This is a genomic window from Nostoc sp., from assembly GCF_036916985.1.
Lineage (GTDB): Bacteria > Cyanobacteriota > Cyanobacteriia > Cyanobacteriales > Nostocaceae > Nostoc.
In genome coordinates this window covers 1-14,615 of sequence record NZ_JBALFD010000043.1, presented here as the reverse complement: position 1 = coordinate 14,615, position 14,615 = coordinate 1, and the positions used below count along the sequence as shown (strand labels likewise).

Here is a 14,615-nt window from a genome sequence, read left to right as displayed (position 1 = left end):
GCAGTTGTCGCGGGTATCTTAATTTAAAAATCCACTTAAATACAGCTAACCTTAAACTGACATACCTCTTTCTGGCTCAAAGTGCTGCCTTTAAAGGATTATTTAATTGAATTGGTAAAACTCAAAGAACACCTCAATGCTGCTCTAGGGAAGACAGGGCGAAATTAGTAAGTCAGCCATGTAAGCTTTTATATTGCTAGTAATTTTCATTTAGACTTTCTTACATTACTAGGGATTGTGGCATTTGGCAATCCTGTAATTAATAGCGAATAATTATCAATATTGGAAATAGGTGTCGTTTTAGACTATTACCAAAATATTCTATGATTTTTGATAGATATCAACGAGTGGAAAAAGTCTAGAGAACCTAATCCAGTTACACTCAGCGTGGCATAAACAGGTACACTCTAAAACCAAGCTCAAGGCTTGAAGTATGGCTTGAGCTTGGTTTTAGAGTCGATAGGGAAGTCACCTTCTCTACCTCTCCTTCAAAACCGTGCTTAACACTTTCGCGTTACACGACTCCTCGATGAACTTGAAAAAGAGGAAAAGGGGCAGGGAGCAGGGAGCAAGGGGGATAGAAAAGAATTGGAATTCGACCCCAACTGTTGCGTTAGCTTCCCGCAGGGTACGAGAACCACTTAGCAGAAGTGGGGGACGTAAGAACATGTTCCGCTCCGCAAACTAGGCAGGAGTCAGGGGTCATTTCCCCCCGCTCCCTGCCCTCTGCCCCCTGTCTCTTCGTTGAACTATAGACCTCTGCTCCCATTCCCCTTTTGGACATGGTTTTTCATACAAGAAGAATAATAATCACGCTCAAGAAGGAGAAGGATGAGGGAAGACGTTAAGTAAGTAGCTTGATATTTTCTAAAATTAATGATAATCTTTATTATTAAGTAAATTTAGCAAGTCAAAACATCACCCTTTGGTGTCGGTCTACGTAGGAAGTTTAATCATGGCAACTTGGTATCCCATTCACCTTTATATTGGTCTGAGTGGGTGCGATGCCTACGGCGGGCTACGCCTACGCAGATGTCTATTAGTTTTGCAGTAGAAAATCTTGTGAATCAGCAAGAACCTTTTTGCTTTATGATTCCTGACAGTATTGCTCTGACAGCTTGGCTTGATCCCTCTTTAACAGCGCATCAGAAGTTAATTTCTCATCCCTTGGGTGAAAAAAACAACGAGCGTAAAAATCACAATTAATAGCGACAAACATTTGACTCATGCTATAGGGGAACATTCTATAGCAAGCTTACTACCTGAAAAAACAGCTACAGCACTAAAAGAAAGTATTGACCGAGGATACGTACATAAGTAGGTCGGTATGAATATTTATCATCAGGATAAGGCACAAGGCAGGAGGGAACAACATTTGAATCTACTTTACTTTTATTAACATAGTTTGGTTTTTCCCCGTCGTTTTACTTATCAAATTCACAAATACTAGCGGAGGTACTGATTTAGGTGTCAGACTCGACCCAGAAGCATATATATTTACAAGAAGCTGACTTTGAGCATCAAACAGGGAGAGTTCATCTGGTTGGGAACTTGACACTTAATTACGTGAAAGTTTGATGTATTGCAGATATTGAACTGGCAAGTTTAGAAAGTAAAGGACACCTTCAACCAGTGGAATCTTGAGATTTACCCTTGCAAATTATTAAGGTAGATGGATCAGTAGAGATCGGGGTAAATAAACTATTCATTTGAAATACCTGAAACCCTTTCCCAAACTTAATTACGTTTAAATAGCAGGAGACAAATTATGTACCAAGAAGACAAAGAAGACACAACAATTTACAAAGTTGTAGCCAATCATGAAGAACAGTATTCCATTTGGCCTGCTGACCGAGAAAACGCACTCGGTTGGAAGGATGCTGGCAAAAGTGGTTTGAAACAAGAATGTCTAGATTACATCAAAGAAGTTTGGACTGATATGAGACCACTTAGTCTTCGTAAGAAAATGGAAATTAAATGTTTTGACTCCGCAGAAGATGGGACTGCACGTTTTTCTACCCACTTAGCCTTTGACGATCCGACTAGTACAAGAAGGCAAAATTAATCAAGAAAGGCAGAGAGCAGGAGGCAGAAGGCAGAAGGGAATTCTGAATTCCTGCCCTCTGCCCTCTGCCTTCTGCCTTCTTCAATTTTCTTAGTCCACGGAGGTGGACTAAGATTTGTGTAGTAACGAATTCTATGACTCTGTTGGTGAATTGCGATCGCTATCCTCAAAAGCTTGATATGTCGTAGCTTCTCACCCCAGAAATTGCGGTTTACATGAATACGCCAACAGTCTTATTCTATTCGCCCAATACTTTATAAAACATCCTCTTAAGTGATTGCTTTGTGTGTATCTAATATGATAATGTAATCTACGCTTGATTTTCATAAAAATCTCTGCATCGCCAACAAAGCTCTTTCTCAAAAGAAAAGTAAATTAATGGCTAAAAACTAGTACAACACGGCGTAAATAAACAACCCCTTCGGGTTCGGCAGTTCCTCATGGGGGAAACCCCCAAGACCGGACTGCCTCACCATTCCAAATTAATGAAACGCTTACGCTGTATTCATTTTAAATTTTGAATTTTGAATTTCGCCTTGCGGTACTAGTGTATTTTGATAATACTCAAAAAACAAGCAGATTTTAACATCATTCAATAAGTTTTGTAGGTACAGCATGGTTTTTCGGCACTGCTTCGTTGCATCTAACATGATAGTTTTCTTAGCATTTGGTTGTAGTAGTGGGGCAAATTCATCGATGGAAAATACTACACAATTTGTTCAAGAAAGTAATGTAACCCAACTTTTCATAGAAGCGAAGGCTACGCAAAAAGCAGAAGATTTCTTTCATCAAGGCAATCGTTTATTAGATGGACAACTTTATGAAGATGCCATAAAAGCTTATGATAAAGCGATCGCCATCAAAGTTGAGAATTCTGAAGCTTGGATTAACCGTGGCATAGCCTTAACATCGTTGCAACGCTACCAAGATGCTCTTGTATCTTACGACAAAGCGATCGCCATCAAACCCGACAAATATGAAGCTTGGTATAATCGCGGCATCGCCCTAACATCGTTGCACCGCTACAAAGACGCTCTTGCATCTTACGACAAAGCGATCGCCACCAAACCTAAGAAATATGAAGCCTTAATTAACCGAGGCATAGCTCTAACAAAGCTACACCGCTACCAAGATGCGATCGCATCTTATAATAGAGCGATCGCCATTAAGCCAGATTTGCACCAAGTATATTACAACAAAGCTTGCTCTTATGCTTTAGAAAATAATCTGGAATTAGCAATTGAGAATCTAGGCAAAGCAATTAAGCTTGTTCCTGATAAATACAAGAAATTAGCAAAAACCGACCCCGACTTTAGCAAAGTGCGTAGTGAAAAGCAGTTTCAGAAATTACTGCAATAGTATTTTATTACCACTACTCAATGTAGAATATAAGCCTAACAAGATTTTTTTCGTGATGCTAGCGGTTTACGATTAGACATGAAAAAATTGTTAATCACCGGAGCAAGTGGTTTTTTAGGATGGCATCTTTGCCAGCTTGCAAAAGAAGAATGGGAGATTTATGGCACTTATTTATCCCATCCCTTAGAAATTCCTGAGATGAAAATGTTAAAAGCAAACTTAACAAATTTTCAGGAATTGAAACGCATATTTAATGATGTCAAACTGACGGCAGTTATTCATACTGCTGCACATTCGCAACCAAATTTTTGTCAAACCAACCCCAAAGAATCGCACGCAATTAATGTGATAGCATCCTGCAATATTGCCGGACTGTGTGCAGATAATTCTATTCCTTGTGCTTTTACCTCAACTGATTTAGTTTTTGATGGCTTAAATGCCCCATATCAAGAAACAGATGCCGTGTGCCCTGTCAATCTTTACGGTGAGCAAAAGGCGATCGCAGAAGCAGATATGCTAGAAAGGTATCCCATGACCGCAGTGTGTCGAATGCCGTTGATGTTTGGTGCGGCAACACCCACAGCTAAAAGCTTTATTCAGCCATTTATTCAGACTTTACAAGCCAAAGAAGAACTAAGTTTATTTATAGATGAATTTCGCACCCCAGTAAGTGGAATAACTGCTGCTAAAGGACTTTTATTAGCATTAGAAAAAGTTAACGGCATCATTCACTTAGGTGGAAAAGAGCGGATTTCGCGTTATGATTTTGGACAGATATTAGTGGAAGTATTTCAGCTTCCTAGCACTGGTCTTAAATCCTGCCGACAACAAGATGTGAAAATGGCAGCACCTAGACCGGCAGATGTTTCTTTAGATAGTTCCAAAGCTTTTGCATTGGGTTATCAGCCTTTATCTGTAAGGGAAGAATTAGAAATGCTATAGTTGCTGGCACTTAAACAATGGGATTTAGACAAAAATTCAGCCCAGAGCAAGTAGAACAATTTCTAGACTATTTGGTGGACAATTGCTTGGTTTTTATTCCGCAGATTCAATAAGAATCACTTCCTCTCTAGGAATATATCTACCGCTATAAGCAAGACGCACTTTTCCATCTTGGGCAATATCATTGATTTCTTCTCCCTTGGGATTCCACCAATTGGGTGCATCCATCCAGGTGCATCTGTCACCTATTTTGAGTCTTTGTATTCTACTTGCAGTTTCCTGGCTCCAATTTTGTATTGGATTGAGTATATTGTAAGGAATTATTTCTGTTTTAATTATCTTTATGCAGGTGGTATTCCCTTCTTCTTTTTCTAATTCAGTCTTTTTGCATGAGCTTGTCGTAGATATAAAATCTGCTTCTGAGATAAATAAGTTTTTAAAGTCTATCCACTCATAACGCTCTACACTTTGCCATAGCAAGACAACTTTTGCTCTATGGGTATCAATATCAAACTCTATTGCAGCCCCTATATCTCCCTGATGTGTTTGACACAGTAGCTTGAGTTTCTGAAGTAACTCTAAATCTAATTTTGCTAAAGGTGTTTCATATCTCTTTGTATTATCGTCATCACCATCAAATCGTTCGACTGTATCGCTCACATGTGAAATAGAAGACTTGCCAGTAAAACCCATATCAAATATTATAGGGTCTTTGAGTAGTTTCTCATGTTCAAGTATTGCTTGATATATAACCTCGGCTGTTATGTCTGTGGTTACATCACTGATTTCATTATGTCTGCCTATAAGCTTGTGCTGATTAAATTGAATGTCTCCATATATATCTTTTTCCTCTATATATATGAATCCGGTTCTAGTATCTTCCAAATATGTGATTTCATGATGAGTTGCAACTTTTTGAATATCCTGAGCCATTCCATAAGCTTCCAGACATGAAGCTAACAGTACTGCCTGAGTTACACCCAGACCACCAACACCTTTACCCCATTCATCAGCAGATCCTCTTCTGCTGATTTCCCCGATTGCGTAAATTGTTGCTCCTACATGGTTACTTTTATCTTTTTCTACCCTTGTTGTAATAGAACTAAAACTTGTAGGAGAAGTCTGTATTTCGTAATTTAGAAAACCTGCTCCCTTTTTATTAACAAGTGCAATATCAGTCCTTCTGCCAGGATATTGGTATTCTTGAATTGACTGAAATTTGTCTTGTTTAAAGTAGGTTTGAGTAGTTGCATTAAGTATATTTTCTGCTCGACTTTTTGCATATTTATGTACTGCACTTTCGCTTCTAGTACTGACAAATTGATTGCTGATACAATCTATTTCTGTTTCTTGTGCTTCTTCTATATTGACGTTATGAGAAAAATGTCCACAGACCCAGAATGATGTTTCTTTGCGTGTTTTATGGTGCGCTTTTTTATAGAAAAGTAAGCGATCGCAGAATATACATGTGAAAATTTCATCTTTATCGTAGAGGCTCAATTGAGCATCAACAAAAATACGGTTCTTATTTAATGCGTATCGAACCATATATACTAAATTCCATAGCTAAGTAAAAAACATCAATAGCTATATGATTTTATACTAATATTTTATAAATTTACACTGGATAATTACTTAATTTATCTCTTCTTTGTAGTTTGTTTAATAAATATTACCTGCATCTTCATGGAGAACTAATATTAATAAAGCAATCTTTCATCTTGCATCTTGGGACGAAACAAAATCCATATCATTCCGAGACTCCAAATAGTAGCCGCCTTTCTGTAAACAGAAAGGCGGTTAGCGCTGAGGTACTACGAATAAGCATCCATTGGCAGACAAGAACAAACAAAATTCCGATCGCCAAAGGCTGCATCAATGCGACCAACAGCAGGCCAGAATTTATATTCACGAGTCCAAGGCGCAGGGTAGGCAGCTTGTTCGCGAGAATAAGGATGATTCCATTCTCCGGTAATCAGACTTTCGGCTGTGTGGGGTGCATTCTTCAAAACATTATCTTGAGCATCCACTTTGCCGACTTCTATTTCGGCAATTTCTTGGCGAATAGAAATCAACGCATCACAGAAACGATCTAACTCTTGTTTAGATTCACTTTCTGTAGGTTCCACCATGATTGTACCCCCGACAGGCCAGGAGACAGTCGGCGCATGGAAACCGTAATCCATCAGACGCTTGGCGACATCATCGATTTCAATCGCAGCTGATTTTTTGAGCGATCGCAAATCTAAAATACATTCATGGGCAACTAGACCATTTTTCCCCTGATACAAAACCGGATAATACGATTCCAGTTTCTTAGCGATGTAGTTAGCATTGAGAATCGCCACTTTAGTAGCTTGGGTTAAACCATCTGCACCCATCATGGCGATGTACATCCAAGAAATCACCAAGATACTTGCACTACCCCAAGGCGCAGCCGCCACAGCACCAATATGTGAGTGCTGAGTTGAGTCGTTGATAGTAACAACAGGATGTCCGGGGAGAAAAGGCACAAGATGAGATGCAACACCAATGGGCCCCATACCAGGGCCACCACCACCATGAGGAATACAGAAGGTTTTGTGCAAGTTTAAATGGCAGACATCCGCGCCAATATCTCCAGGACGGCAAATCCCCACTTGGGCGTTCATATTTGCCCCATCCATGTAAACTTGTCCACCATGACTATGGACAACAGCGCAGATTTCCTGAATTGGCTCCTCAAATACACCATGAGTTGAGGGATATGTCACCATTAAGGCAGCTAATTCATTACTATGTTTTTCTGCCTTACTCTTCAAATCATCAACGTCAATATTACCTTGTGAGTCACAGGCAACAGCCACCACTTTCATTCCACACATCACCGCACTCGCAGGGTTTGTCCCGTGTGCCGAAGTGGGAATCAAACAAACATTGCGATGTGCTTCGCCCCGATTTTCGTGATATTGACGAATTACTAAAAGTCCAGCATACTCACCCTGAGAACCAGCATTTGGTTGTAGAGAAATTCCCGCAAAACCAGTAATTTCAGCTAACCATGCCTCAAGTTGCTGGAATAGGATTTGATAACCTTGCGTTTGCGACGCTGGGGCAAATGGATGAATCTTGCCAAATTTCTCCCAACTTACCGGAATCATTTCAGCAGTCGCATTCAACTTCATTGTGCAAGAACCCAAAGGAATCATCGATGTTGTTAGCGACAAGTCCTTGCTTTCTAGCTTGTGCAGATAACGTAATAACTCCGTTTCTGAGTGATAGCGGTTAAAAACTGGGTGAGTGAGATAGGTACTGGTGCGGGCAAAGGTTGAGTTTGGTAGAGATGATTTGCGCCGTGCTGCAATTAAGTCTCCAATTTCTTTAAAACCGAACAATAGACTATCAGGCGCGGCAAAAATCTCGAAAAGCTCTATTAAATCATCTGCTGTAGTTGTTTCATCTACAGAGATACCAACGGCAGTGTCATCAAAAATTCGCAGGTTAATATTCCTTGCTTGACAAGCTTCGAGAATAACTTCCAGGCTGCGTGTTCCCAACTCCACCCGCAATGTATCAAAGAAATGTTCAGAACTAATTTTGTAACCCAGATGCTTTAGTCCTGCTGCCAACATTAAAGTTAGCTGGTGGATATTTTCGGCAATTTGCTTCAGTCCAGCAGGGCCATGATAGACGGCGTACATACTCGCCATTACCGCCAGCAAAACCTGTGCTGTACAAATATTACTAGTAGCTTTTTCGCGGCGGATGTGCTGTTCGCGGGTTTGCAAGGCAAGACGCAATGCAGGCTTACCTTGAGCATCTTTTGATACTCCCACAATTCGCCCTGGAACCAGCCGCTTATACTCTTCCTTCGTAGCAAAGTATGCCGCATGAGGGCCCCCAAAGCCCAAGGGAATACCGAATCTCTGAGTGCTACCGACAGCAATATCAGCGCCAAATTCCCCAGGAGGGGTTAGCAAAGTTAAACTTAGAGGATCTGCTGCTACCGTCACCAATGCACCCTTAGCATGGGCTTTTTCTATAAAAGCATGGTAGTCGTAAATGGAGCCATCACTTGCAGGGTATTGCAGAACAGCCCCAAAAATTGGTTGATCGAAATCAAATGTTTGATGATCGCCGACAAGAATCTTAATCCCCAATGGTTTAGCGCGTGTTTGCAACACATCAATAGTTTGGGGGTGGCAATCATGAGAGACAAAATAGGCATCTGCGTGATTTTTGGAGACACCATAGCTTAGGCTCATCGCTTCTGCTGCTGCTGTGGCTTCATCAAGTAAGGAAGCATTGGCAATTTCTAAACCTGTGAGGTCAATAATCAGGGTTTGGAAATTCAGTAGCGCTTCTAGTCGCCCTTGGGCAATTTCTGGCTGATAGGGAGTGTAGGCAGTATACCAACCAGGGTTTTCTAGAATGTTACGCCCAATCACAGGAGGGGTAATACTGTCGTAATATCCCATACCAATGTATGAACGGAAAACTTGATTTTTGGCTGCAACTTTTTTTAACGATGCCAGTGCTGCATACTCACTTTCTGCTGCTGGTAACTTTAGCGGTTGCTTTAGCCGAATTGCCTGTGGAACTGTTTGGTCGATTAGAGCATCCAGGCTGGGAAATCCCAAAACCTTAAGCATAAGCTGGATGTCATCAGAGTTAGGGCCAATGTGTCTTGGCACAAAACTACTTAACTTTTGACTTTTGTCGTCCAGCACTTGCTGCTCATTAGACTTGAGAATAGGGGCGTTCAATACCACAAATTACTCTCCAGATGGTACTATTTCATATTTTGCAATAAATACTGATGAGAAGTAGGTGTAACTTTTCAATTTATCTAAATTTCATGACTTATTTTCGAGTGGAGTGGAAAGAGGCAGGGGGCAGGGAGCAGGGAGCAAGGGGGATAGAAAAGAGGCAAGGGAGCAGGGAGCAGGGAGAGTTGGGGAGAAGAATTTGTAGTTTTTCCCCCTGCCCCCTACCCCCTTACTCCCCTTCTACCAGTGCGCGATACTGAGCCGCTGTCAAGTCGTCGTCAACTTCACCAGGATCATCGACGCGCACTTTCAAGAACCATCCTTCGCCGTAGGGGTCATCTGACACTTGTTCCGGATCGTCAATCAAAGCATCATTACGTTCTATGACTGTGCCGGTCACTGGTGAATTCAGTTCTTCAACGGCTTTCACTGATTCAATTGTGCCAATTTTATCTCCCTTGCTAATAGCTTCGCCGATATCTGGTAGTTCCAAAAACACGATATCACCCAATTCATGTACAGCAAACTCAGTAATGCCAATGGTAGCAATTTCACCATCTAGTCGCACGTATTCATGAGAATCTAGGTATTTGAAATCTTCAGGATATTCAAAAGACATATCACTTCCTCTCCCTTATTAAAAAATTATTGCCTCGATAGTCATCCAAGCCATATCTGGTAATGAACCTTAGTGTAGATTGAATAACTCACAACACATTATTCCTCAAAAACCTTGGCGCTTGTTAGTTGGCAACACGATTTTTTGACCGATAGAAGGGACGTTTAACTACAACTGCTGGATAAGCTTTGCCGCGAATCTCAACTTCTAGCTGCTGAGTGACAGTTGCTAGCTGGGTGGGAATATATGCTAAGGCAACGGGATAACCCAGTGTCGGCGACAGAGTGCCACTGGTAACTTCTCCCACAACTTTACCTGCGGATAACACTTGATAGCCGTGACGGGCAATGTTACGTCCTTGGGTTTGCAAACCAACTAATCGGCGCTGCACTCCAGTAGCTTTTTGTTGTGCTAAAACTTCCCGACCAATAAAATCGCCTTTAGTATCTAAGTGAACTAGCCACCCTAAACCTGCTTCTAAAGGTGTGGTGATGTCATCGATATCTTGTCCGTAAAGTGCCATCGCCGCTTCTAGGCGCAGAGTATCTCTCGCGCCGAGTCCACAGGGAATAACACCAGCTTTATGGAGACTTCGCCACAATGCTACCCCCACATCTGGGTCTAGCATCACCTCAAAACCATCTTCTCCGGTGTAACCTGTGCGGGCTAAGAAAGCAGGTTTACCTAGTAGAGTTGCTTCTAAATGTCCAAAGGCTTTGATTGGTTGTAAGTCTTCTTGCACTAATGGCTGGAGATATTTAATCGCTTTTGGCCCTTGGACGGCAATTAAGACTTTATCTGGTGAAAGGTCTTGGAATTGCAACTTATCTAGGTCAAGGTGTTGCAATAGCCATGCTTTATCTTTATTGGAGGTTGCCGCATTGACTATGATGAATGCTTTCTGTATCCCAGTGGTGTCTTCACCTTGATAATAAACAATGATATCGTCAATAATTCCGGCTTGGGGATTTAACAATACGGTGTATTGTGCTTGACCAGCTTGCAAACGACTCAAGTCGGAAGGCACTAGTGACTGGAGTTGGGCAATCAGATTTTTACCTTTGAGGGTAAATTTGCCCATGTGGGAAATATCGAACATTCCGGCTGTATTTCTTACAGCCTCGTGTTCGCGACTAATTCCACTAAATTGCACGGGCATTTCCCAGCCGCCAAAGCTGGTAAAGCGGGCTTTGAGTTCTACACCCAATTGATATAAAGGGGTTCGCGCCAAAGATTGGGCGTTGTCTTCTTGATTAGCCACAGGTAATTATTTTGCGATCGCACCTCAACATCTATCATCCTACGAGATGCTTTCCAGTTTTGGGCATTGAAAAGAGGCAGAGGGGCGGGGTGCGGGGGGCGAAGGGGAAAACTCTTCTCCCTTGCTGCCTGCTCCATTATCCCCTACTCCCTCATCCCTTTTGTCCCCTTCTGTGAGGTTTAATAGTTAAGGTGAAAGTGTTGAGATTTATTAAGAAGACATTATGAAATATTGGCAACTGTTAGCTAGCTTTGTCTTAGCTATGGTTCTTTTTTTGTTTCCTCTATCGGCGCAAGCTGCAAGTTCTTCCAGTATTACCCGTTCTGTGGGGAATAATGAACTTAAGGGCAAGGATTATTCTGGTCAAAGTTTAATTGGTACTGAGTTTACCAATCTCAAATTAGAGAATGCTAATTTTAGCAATGCTGACTTACGTGGTGGCGTGTTTAACGGTAGCGTATTGGAGGGAGTAAATCTGCATGGTGCTGATTTTAGTGAAGGCATAGCCTATCTAACAAGATTTAAGAATGCTGATTTAAGTGATGCTGTGTTGACTGATGCCATGATGCTACGTTCTACTTTTGATGGCGTGGATATCACGGGTACTGATTTTACAAATGCAATTTTAGATGGGGTACAAGTGAAAAAGCTTTGTGTTAAGGCAAGTGGTGTAAATTCTAAAACTGGTGTGGATACTCGCAAGTCTTTAGGATGTAAGTAGACTTTTACCCCTCTTCATCAATCAAGAAGAGGGGGATATTATTTTAAACTGTTGAGGATGCAGAGAGCGATCGCGTTTACAATAACTCTAAAAATTGCTCAACTCCTATACGAGCTTGTTTCAAAATTTTAGCCAAAGTAGAACGCTTAACTGGTCGATGAGCCGGAACTGTCAATTTTAATACTTCATCCGGTGTGATTTTTTCGAGTCTGATGTGACTACCTCGCTGCCGAATAAATATCCATCCGTCTCTTTGTAAAGCAGCAATAATCTCAGTATAGGGTAGGTTTGGAACTTTGCTCACAGAACTAATTCCCTGACGATCGCTCCTTCAGTCATGAATTCGTTTTCCAGTGGCTCAAGAAAAAGTTCTATTGCTTCTTGGATATTTTCTAGTGCTTCTTCAATAGTTTCTCCTTCACTGATACAGCCTGGAAGTGAGGGAACATATACGGTGTATCCGCCTTCATCACTGGGTTCTAATAGGACTTTTATTTTCATGCTGGAGCGTTGTAACTACTTTTTTTATTTTGAATTACTTTTAGGCGATCGCTAGTGATATGCTGCTTCTCTTAAACAGCTTGTATAATTTTCTCGAATTGTCATCGTCGTAGGATGACTTACACCTAAAGTTCGTTCACAAATTTTCAAGGCTTTCTCAAATAAGGGTTTGGCTTTCCTATAGCGTCTTGCATAACGGTAGAGTGCGGCGAGATTATTCATGCTAATGGCAACATCGGGATGGTTGTCTCCCAGCAGGCGTTTACTCAGTTCTAAAGCTTTCTGATACAAGGGTTCAGCTTTGGTATGGCGTCCAGTAGATTCGTAGAGTTGTGCTAAATTATTCAGGCTAGTGGCAACATCGATATGTTCCTCTCCCAGCAGGCGTTTTCTCAATTTTAAAGCTTGCTCAAGCAAGGGTTCGGCTTCGCTGTAGCGTCTTGTATAACAGTACAATGCTGCTAAATTGTTCAGACTCGTGGCAACATGGGGATGTTCTTCTCCCACGAGGCGTTTCCACAGTTCTAAAGCTTGCTGATACAAAAGTTCGGCTTTGGTATAGCGTCCTGTAGATTCGTAGATTAATGCTAAATAGCTGAGGCTAGTGGCGACATCAATATGTTCTTCTCCTAGCAAGCGTTTTCTCAGTTCTAAAGCTTGTTCAAGCAAGGGTTCGGCTTCGTTGTAGCGTCCCGTAGATTCGTAGAGTCCTGCTAAATTGCTGAGGCTAGTGGCGACAATATGTTCTAACCCAAGACAATTTTGAGTCAGTTCTACACACTGTTGCAACCAAGGTTCTGCTTGCTGATAAAGCCCTTGACCTTGATAAAACCAGGCTAATTTGGTAAACAGAGTAATGAGATTTTCATCGCCGACATACTGGGATAGGTGGGTTGCAACTTCTGTAATGTGTGGGATATGTGGAGTCAGGTTGAGAATATCTTCAGGGTTAGGCTGTTGCGGAATTAACTTTGCTACCTCTAACATCATGGCGGCAAATTTAGTTTTTGCTTCATCCGCCTCACTTGACTTATCCAACTTCATTTGGATAAGTTGCCGAATCTCTGGATTGAGACGATAAATTCCTTGACTTTTCTGTTGTAGCAAATGCAATTCCAGTAAATCGGCTATGGCTTTCTCGTTGAGTTCTTGTTTTTTGCCATCTTCTATCGTCTCAATAGATAAGGGAATGTCAGCTAAGGCACACAAACTTAGCAAACAGCCAAAGCTTTGGGCATTTTCATCCAATTTTTCCCAACTCAATTCAAAAGCTTCAGCTACACCATATTCAGAAGGCATCAATGAATTAGCATTGACTACTGGTTCTTGTTCCACTCGTTTCTTCTCTAGCCGCGTCCGCAATGTTTCCAGAGATACATCTGGTTTTTTATCCAGATATCCTCTCACTAACTCTAACGCTAATGACAATATGTAAGGGTGAGAATCGAACCGCAGAGGCGTAGAGGACACGGAGGAAGAGAGAAGAAGGAGCGATCGCCCTTTGAGGTTACAATTAATGGCGAAGCCTCCGGTTCCGATAGTAGTAATACTTAATGCTTGACCACAACGCCGTGCTGCCCTATCGTCAACAATAGCGGCAAAGTCGGAATTTTTTAGAAGTAAGCGATCGCTCTATGTTTCAGTTTAATTTAGAGATGAATGAGCGATCGCCCTTTGCTAATGAGCATGAGAATCGAACCGCAAAGGACGCAAAGGACGCAAAGGAAGAGAGAAGAAGGAGCGATCGCCCTTTGAAGTTAGAATTGATGGCGATCGCTGCTAAAATTTTGGTGTGGTTTTGTGAAAGGGTGCGATCGTTAACGATATGCTTCTTTTAAAAATCTTGCATAATTTCCCCGAACCCTCATTGTATCGGGATGACCTACACCTAAAGTCTGCTCACAAATTGCCAAAGCTTGTTGATACAGAGGTTTGGCTTCGCTGTAGCGTCCTGTAGATTCGTAGAGTAATGCAAGATTGTTCAAGCTAGTAGTGACAAGGGGATGGTTGTCTCCCAGTAAACGTTTACTCAGTTCCAAAGCTTGCTGATACAGGGGTTCGGCTTCGCTGTAGCGTCCTGTAGATTCGTAGAGTAATGCGAGATTGTTCAAGCTAGTAGCGACAAGGGGATGGTTGTCTCCCAGTAAGCGTTTACTCAGTTCCAAAGCTTGCTGATACAGGGGTTCGGCTTCGCTGTAGCGTCCTGTAGATTCGTAGAGTAATGCAAGATTGTTCAAGCTAGTAGCGACATCGGGATGGTTGTCTCCCAGTAAGCGTTTCCTCAGTTCCAAAGCTTGTTCAAAAAGGGGTTCGGCTTCGCTGTAGCGTCCTGTAGATTCGTAGAGTAATGCAAGATTGTTCAAGCTAGTAGCGACATCGGGATGGTTGTCTCCCAGTAA

At 41.7% G+C, this 14,615-nt stretch carries 13 protein-coding genes and 1 pseudogene; 6 read left to right on the top strand and 8 right to left on the bottom strand.

The features are described from left to right. Positions 1-1,032: 1,032 nt before the first annotated feature. The 4 genes and pseudogenes from V7L07_RS15640 (at position 1,033) to V7L07_RS15625 (ending at position 4,366) form a co-directional block, all read left to right on the top strand. Positions 1,033-1,206 (top strand): hypothetical protein, encoded by a 174-nt coding sequence (locus V7L07_RS15640; RefSeq protein ID WP_335059281.1) that lies wholly within the window; start codon positions 1,033-1,035, stop codon positions 1,204-1,206. Between the two features lie 562 nt (positions 1,207-1,768). Next, positions 1,769-1,972: pseudogene (locus V7L07_RS15635) on the top strand (MbtH family protein); the annotation flags it as partial. A gap of 708 nt (positions 1,973-2,680) precedes the next feature. Then, entirely contained in the window at positions 2,681-3,424 is a 744-nt protein-coding gene (locus tag V7L07_RS15630; protein ID WP_335059278.1) for a tetratricopeptide repeat protein, read from the top strand. A 78-nt stretch (positions 3,425-3,502) separates the two neighbouring features. Further along, positions 3,503-4,366, top strand: a complete 864-nt coding sequence (locus V7L07_RS15625) for an SDR family oxidoreductase (RefSeq protein WP_335059276.1) — start codon at positions 3,503-3,505, stop codon at positions 4,364-4,366. Positions 4,367-4,459: 93 nt separating this feature from the next. Here V7L07_RS15625 and V7L07_RS15620 read toward each other — a convergent pair whose 3' ends face one another. The 4 genes from V7L07_RS15620 to gcvT all read right to left on the bottom strand — a co-directional run bounded on the left by V7L07_RS15620 (position 4,460) and on the right by gcvT (position 10,994). Continuing rightward, a complete protein-coding gene (locus tag V7L07_RS15620; protein WP_335059274.1) occupies positions 4,460-5,914 on the bottom strand; it encodes a hypothetical protein in 1,455 nt (484 codons plus the stop codon). A gap of 266 nt (positions 5,915-6,180) precedes the next feature. Then, entirely contained in the window at positions 6,181-9,117 is a 2,937-nt protein-coding gene (gene gcvP, locus V7L07_RS15615) for an aminomethyl-transferring glycine dehydrogenase (RefSeq protein WP_335059272.1), read from the bottom strand. A gap of 226 nt (positions 9,118-9,343) precedes the next feature. After that, positions 9,344-9,733 carry a glycine cleavage system protein GcvH gene (gene gcvH, locus V7L07_RS15610; protein WP_179065104.1) on the bottom strand — a complete coding sequence of 130 codons (390 nt, stop codon included), beginning with the start codon at positions 9,731-9,733 and terminating at the stop codon, positions 9,344-9,346. A 124-nt stretch (positions 9,734-9,857) separates the two neighbouring features. Next, positions 9,858-10,994, bottom strand: a complete 1,137-nt coding sequence (gene gcvT / locus V7L07_RS15605) for a glycine cleavage system aminomethyltransferase GcvT (protein ID WP_335059270.1) — start codon at positions 10,992-10,994, stop codon at positions 9,858-9,860. Between the two features lie 223 nt (positions 10,995-11,217). Here gcvT and V7L07_RS15600 point away from each other — a divergent pair, with 223 nt between their 5' ends. Further along, positions 11,218-11,715, top strand: a complete 498-nt coding sequence (locus tag V7L07_RS15600; protein ID WP_335059268.1) for a pentapeptide repeat-containing protein — start codon at positions 11,218-11,220, stop codon at positions 11,713-11,715. A gap of 76 nt (positions 11,716-11,791) precedes the next feature. Here V7L07_RS15600 and V7L07_RS15595 read toward each other — a convergent pair whose 3' ends face one another. Genes V7L07_RS15595 through V7L07_RS15585 form a run of 3 tightly spaced genes read right to left on the bottom strand, consistent with a single transcriptional unit; the run spans position 11,792 to position 13,644 of the window. After that, on the bottom strand, positions 11,792-12,019 hold the full coding sequence (locus tag V7L07_RS15595; protein WP_335059266.1) for a type II toxin-antitoxin system HicA family toxin: 228 nt from the start codon (positions 12,017-12,019) through the stop codon (positions 11,792-11,794). Continuing rightward, positions 12,016-12,216, bottom strand: coding sequence for a type II toxin-antitoxin system HicB family antitoxin (locus V7L07_RS15590; protein WP_335059264.1), 201 nt, complete (start codon positions 12,214-12,216; stop codon positions 12,016-12,018). Before V7L07_RS15590 ends, V7L07_RS15595 begins: the two co-directional genes overlap by 4 nt. A 51-nt stretch (positions 12,217-12,267) precedes the next feature. After that, a complete protein-coding gene (locus V7L07_RS15585; protein WP_335059262.1) occupies positions 12,268-13,644 on the bottom strand; it encodes a tetratricopeptide repeat protein in 1,377 nt (458 codons plus the stop codon). 206 nt (positions 13,645-13,850) lie between these two features. Between V7L07_RS15585 and V7L07_RS15580 the strand changes: the two genes are divergently transcribed. Beyond that, complete coding sequence (locus V7L07_RS15580) at positions 13,851-14,054, top strand: hypothetical protein (RefSeq protein WP_335059260.1); 204 nt, start codon at positions 13,851-13,853, stop codon at positions 14,052-14,054. Here V7L07_RS15580 and V7L07_RS15575 read toward each other — a convergent pair. After that, on the bottom strand, positions 14,034-14,615 hold a 582-nt coding region (locus tag V7L07_RS15575), incomplete at its 5' end, for a tetratricopeptide repeat protein (protein ID WP_335059258.1). The two genes, V7L07_RS15580 and V7L07_RS15575, sit on opposite strands and share 21 nt — an antisense overlap.

Bases quoted from the DNA above. Each gene is read 5' to 3' on its own strand.
- V7L07_RS15625 (WP_335059276.1), top strand. From the start codon at position 3,503: ATGAAAAAATTGTTAATCACCGGAGCAAGTGGTTTTTTAGGATGGCAT.
- V7L07_RS15600 (WP_335059268.1), top strand. From the start codon at position 11,218: ATGAAATATTGGCAACTGTTAGCTAGCTTTGTCTTAGCTATGGTTCTT.
- V7L07_RS15590 (WP_335059264.1), bottom strand. From the start codon at position 12,216: ATGAAAATAAAAGTCCTATTAGAACCCAGTGATGAAGGCGGATACACC.
- V7L07_RS15630 (WP_335059278.1), top strand. From the start codon at position 2,681: ATGGTTTTTCGGCACTGCTTCGTTGCATCTAACATGATAGTTTTCTTA.
- V7L07_RS15620 (WP_335059274.1), bottom strand. From the start codon at position 5,914: ATGGTTCGATACGCATTAAATAAGAACCGTATTTTTGTTGATGCTCAA.
- V7L07_RS15580 (WP_335059260.1), top strand. From the start codon at position 13,851: ATGTTTCAGTTTAATTTAGAGATGAATGAGCGATCGCCCTTTGCTAAT.
- V7L07_RS15640 (WP_335059281.1), top strand. From the start codon at position 1,033: ATGTCTATTAGTTTTGCAGTAGAAAATCTTGTGAATCAGCAAGAACCT.
- gcvH (WP_179065104.1), bottom strand. From the start codon at position 9,733: ATGTCTTTTGAATATCCTGAAGATTTCAAATACCTAGATTCTCATGAA.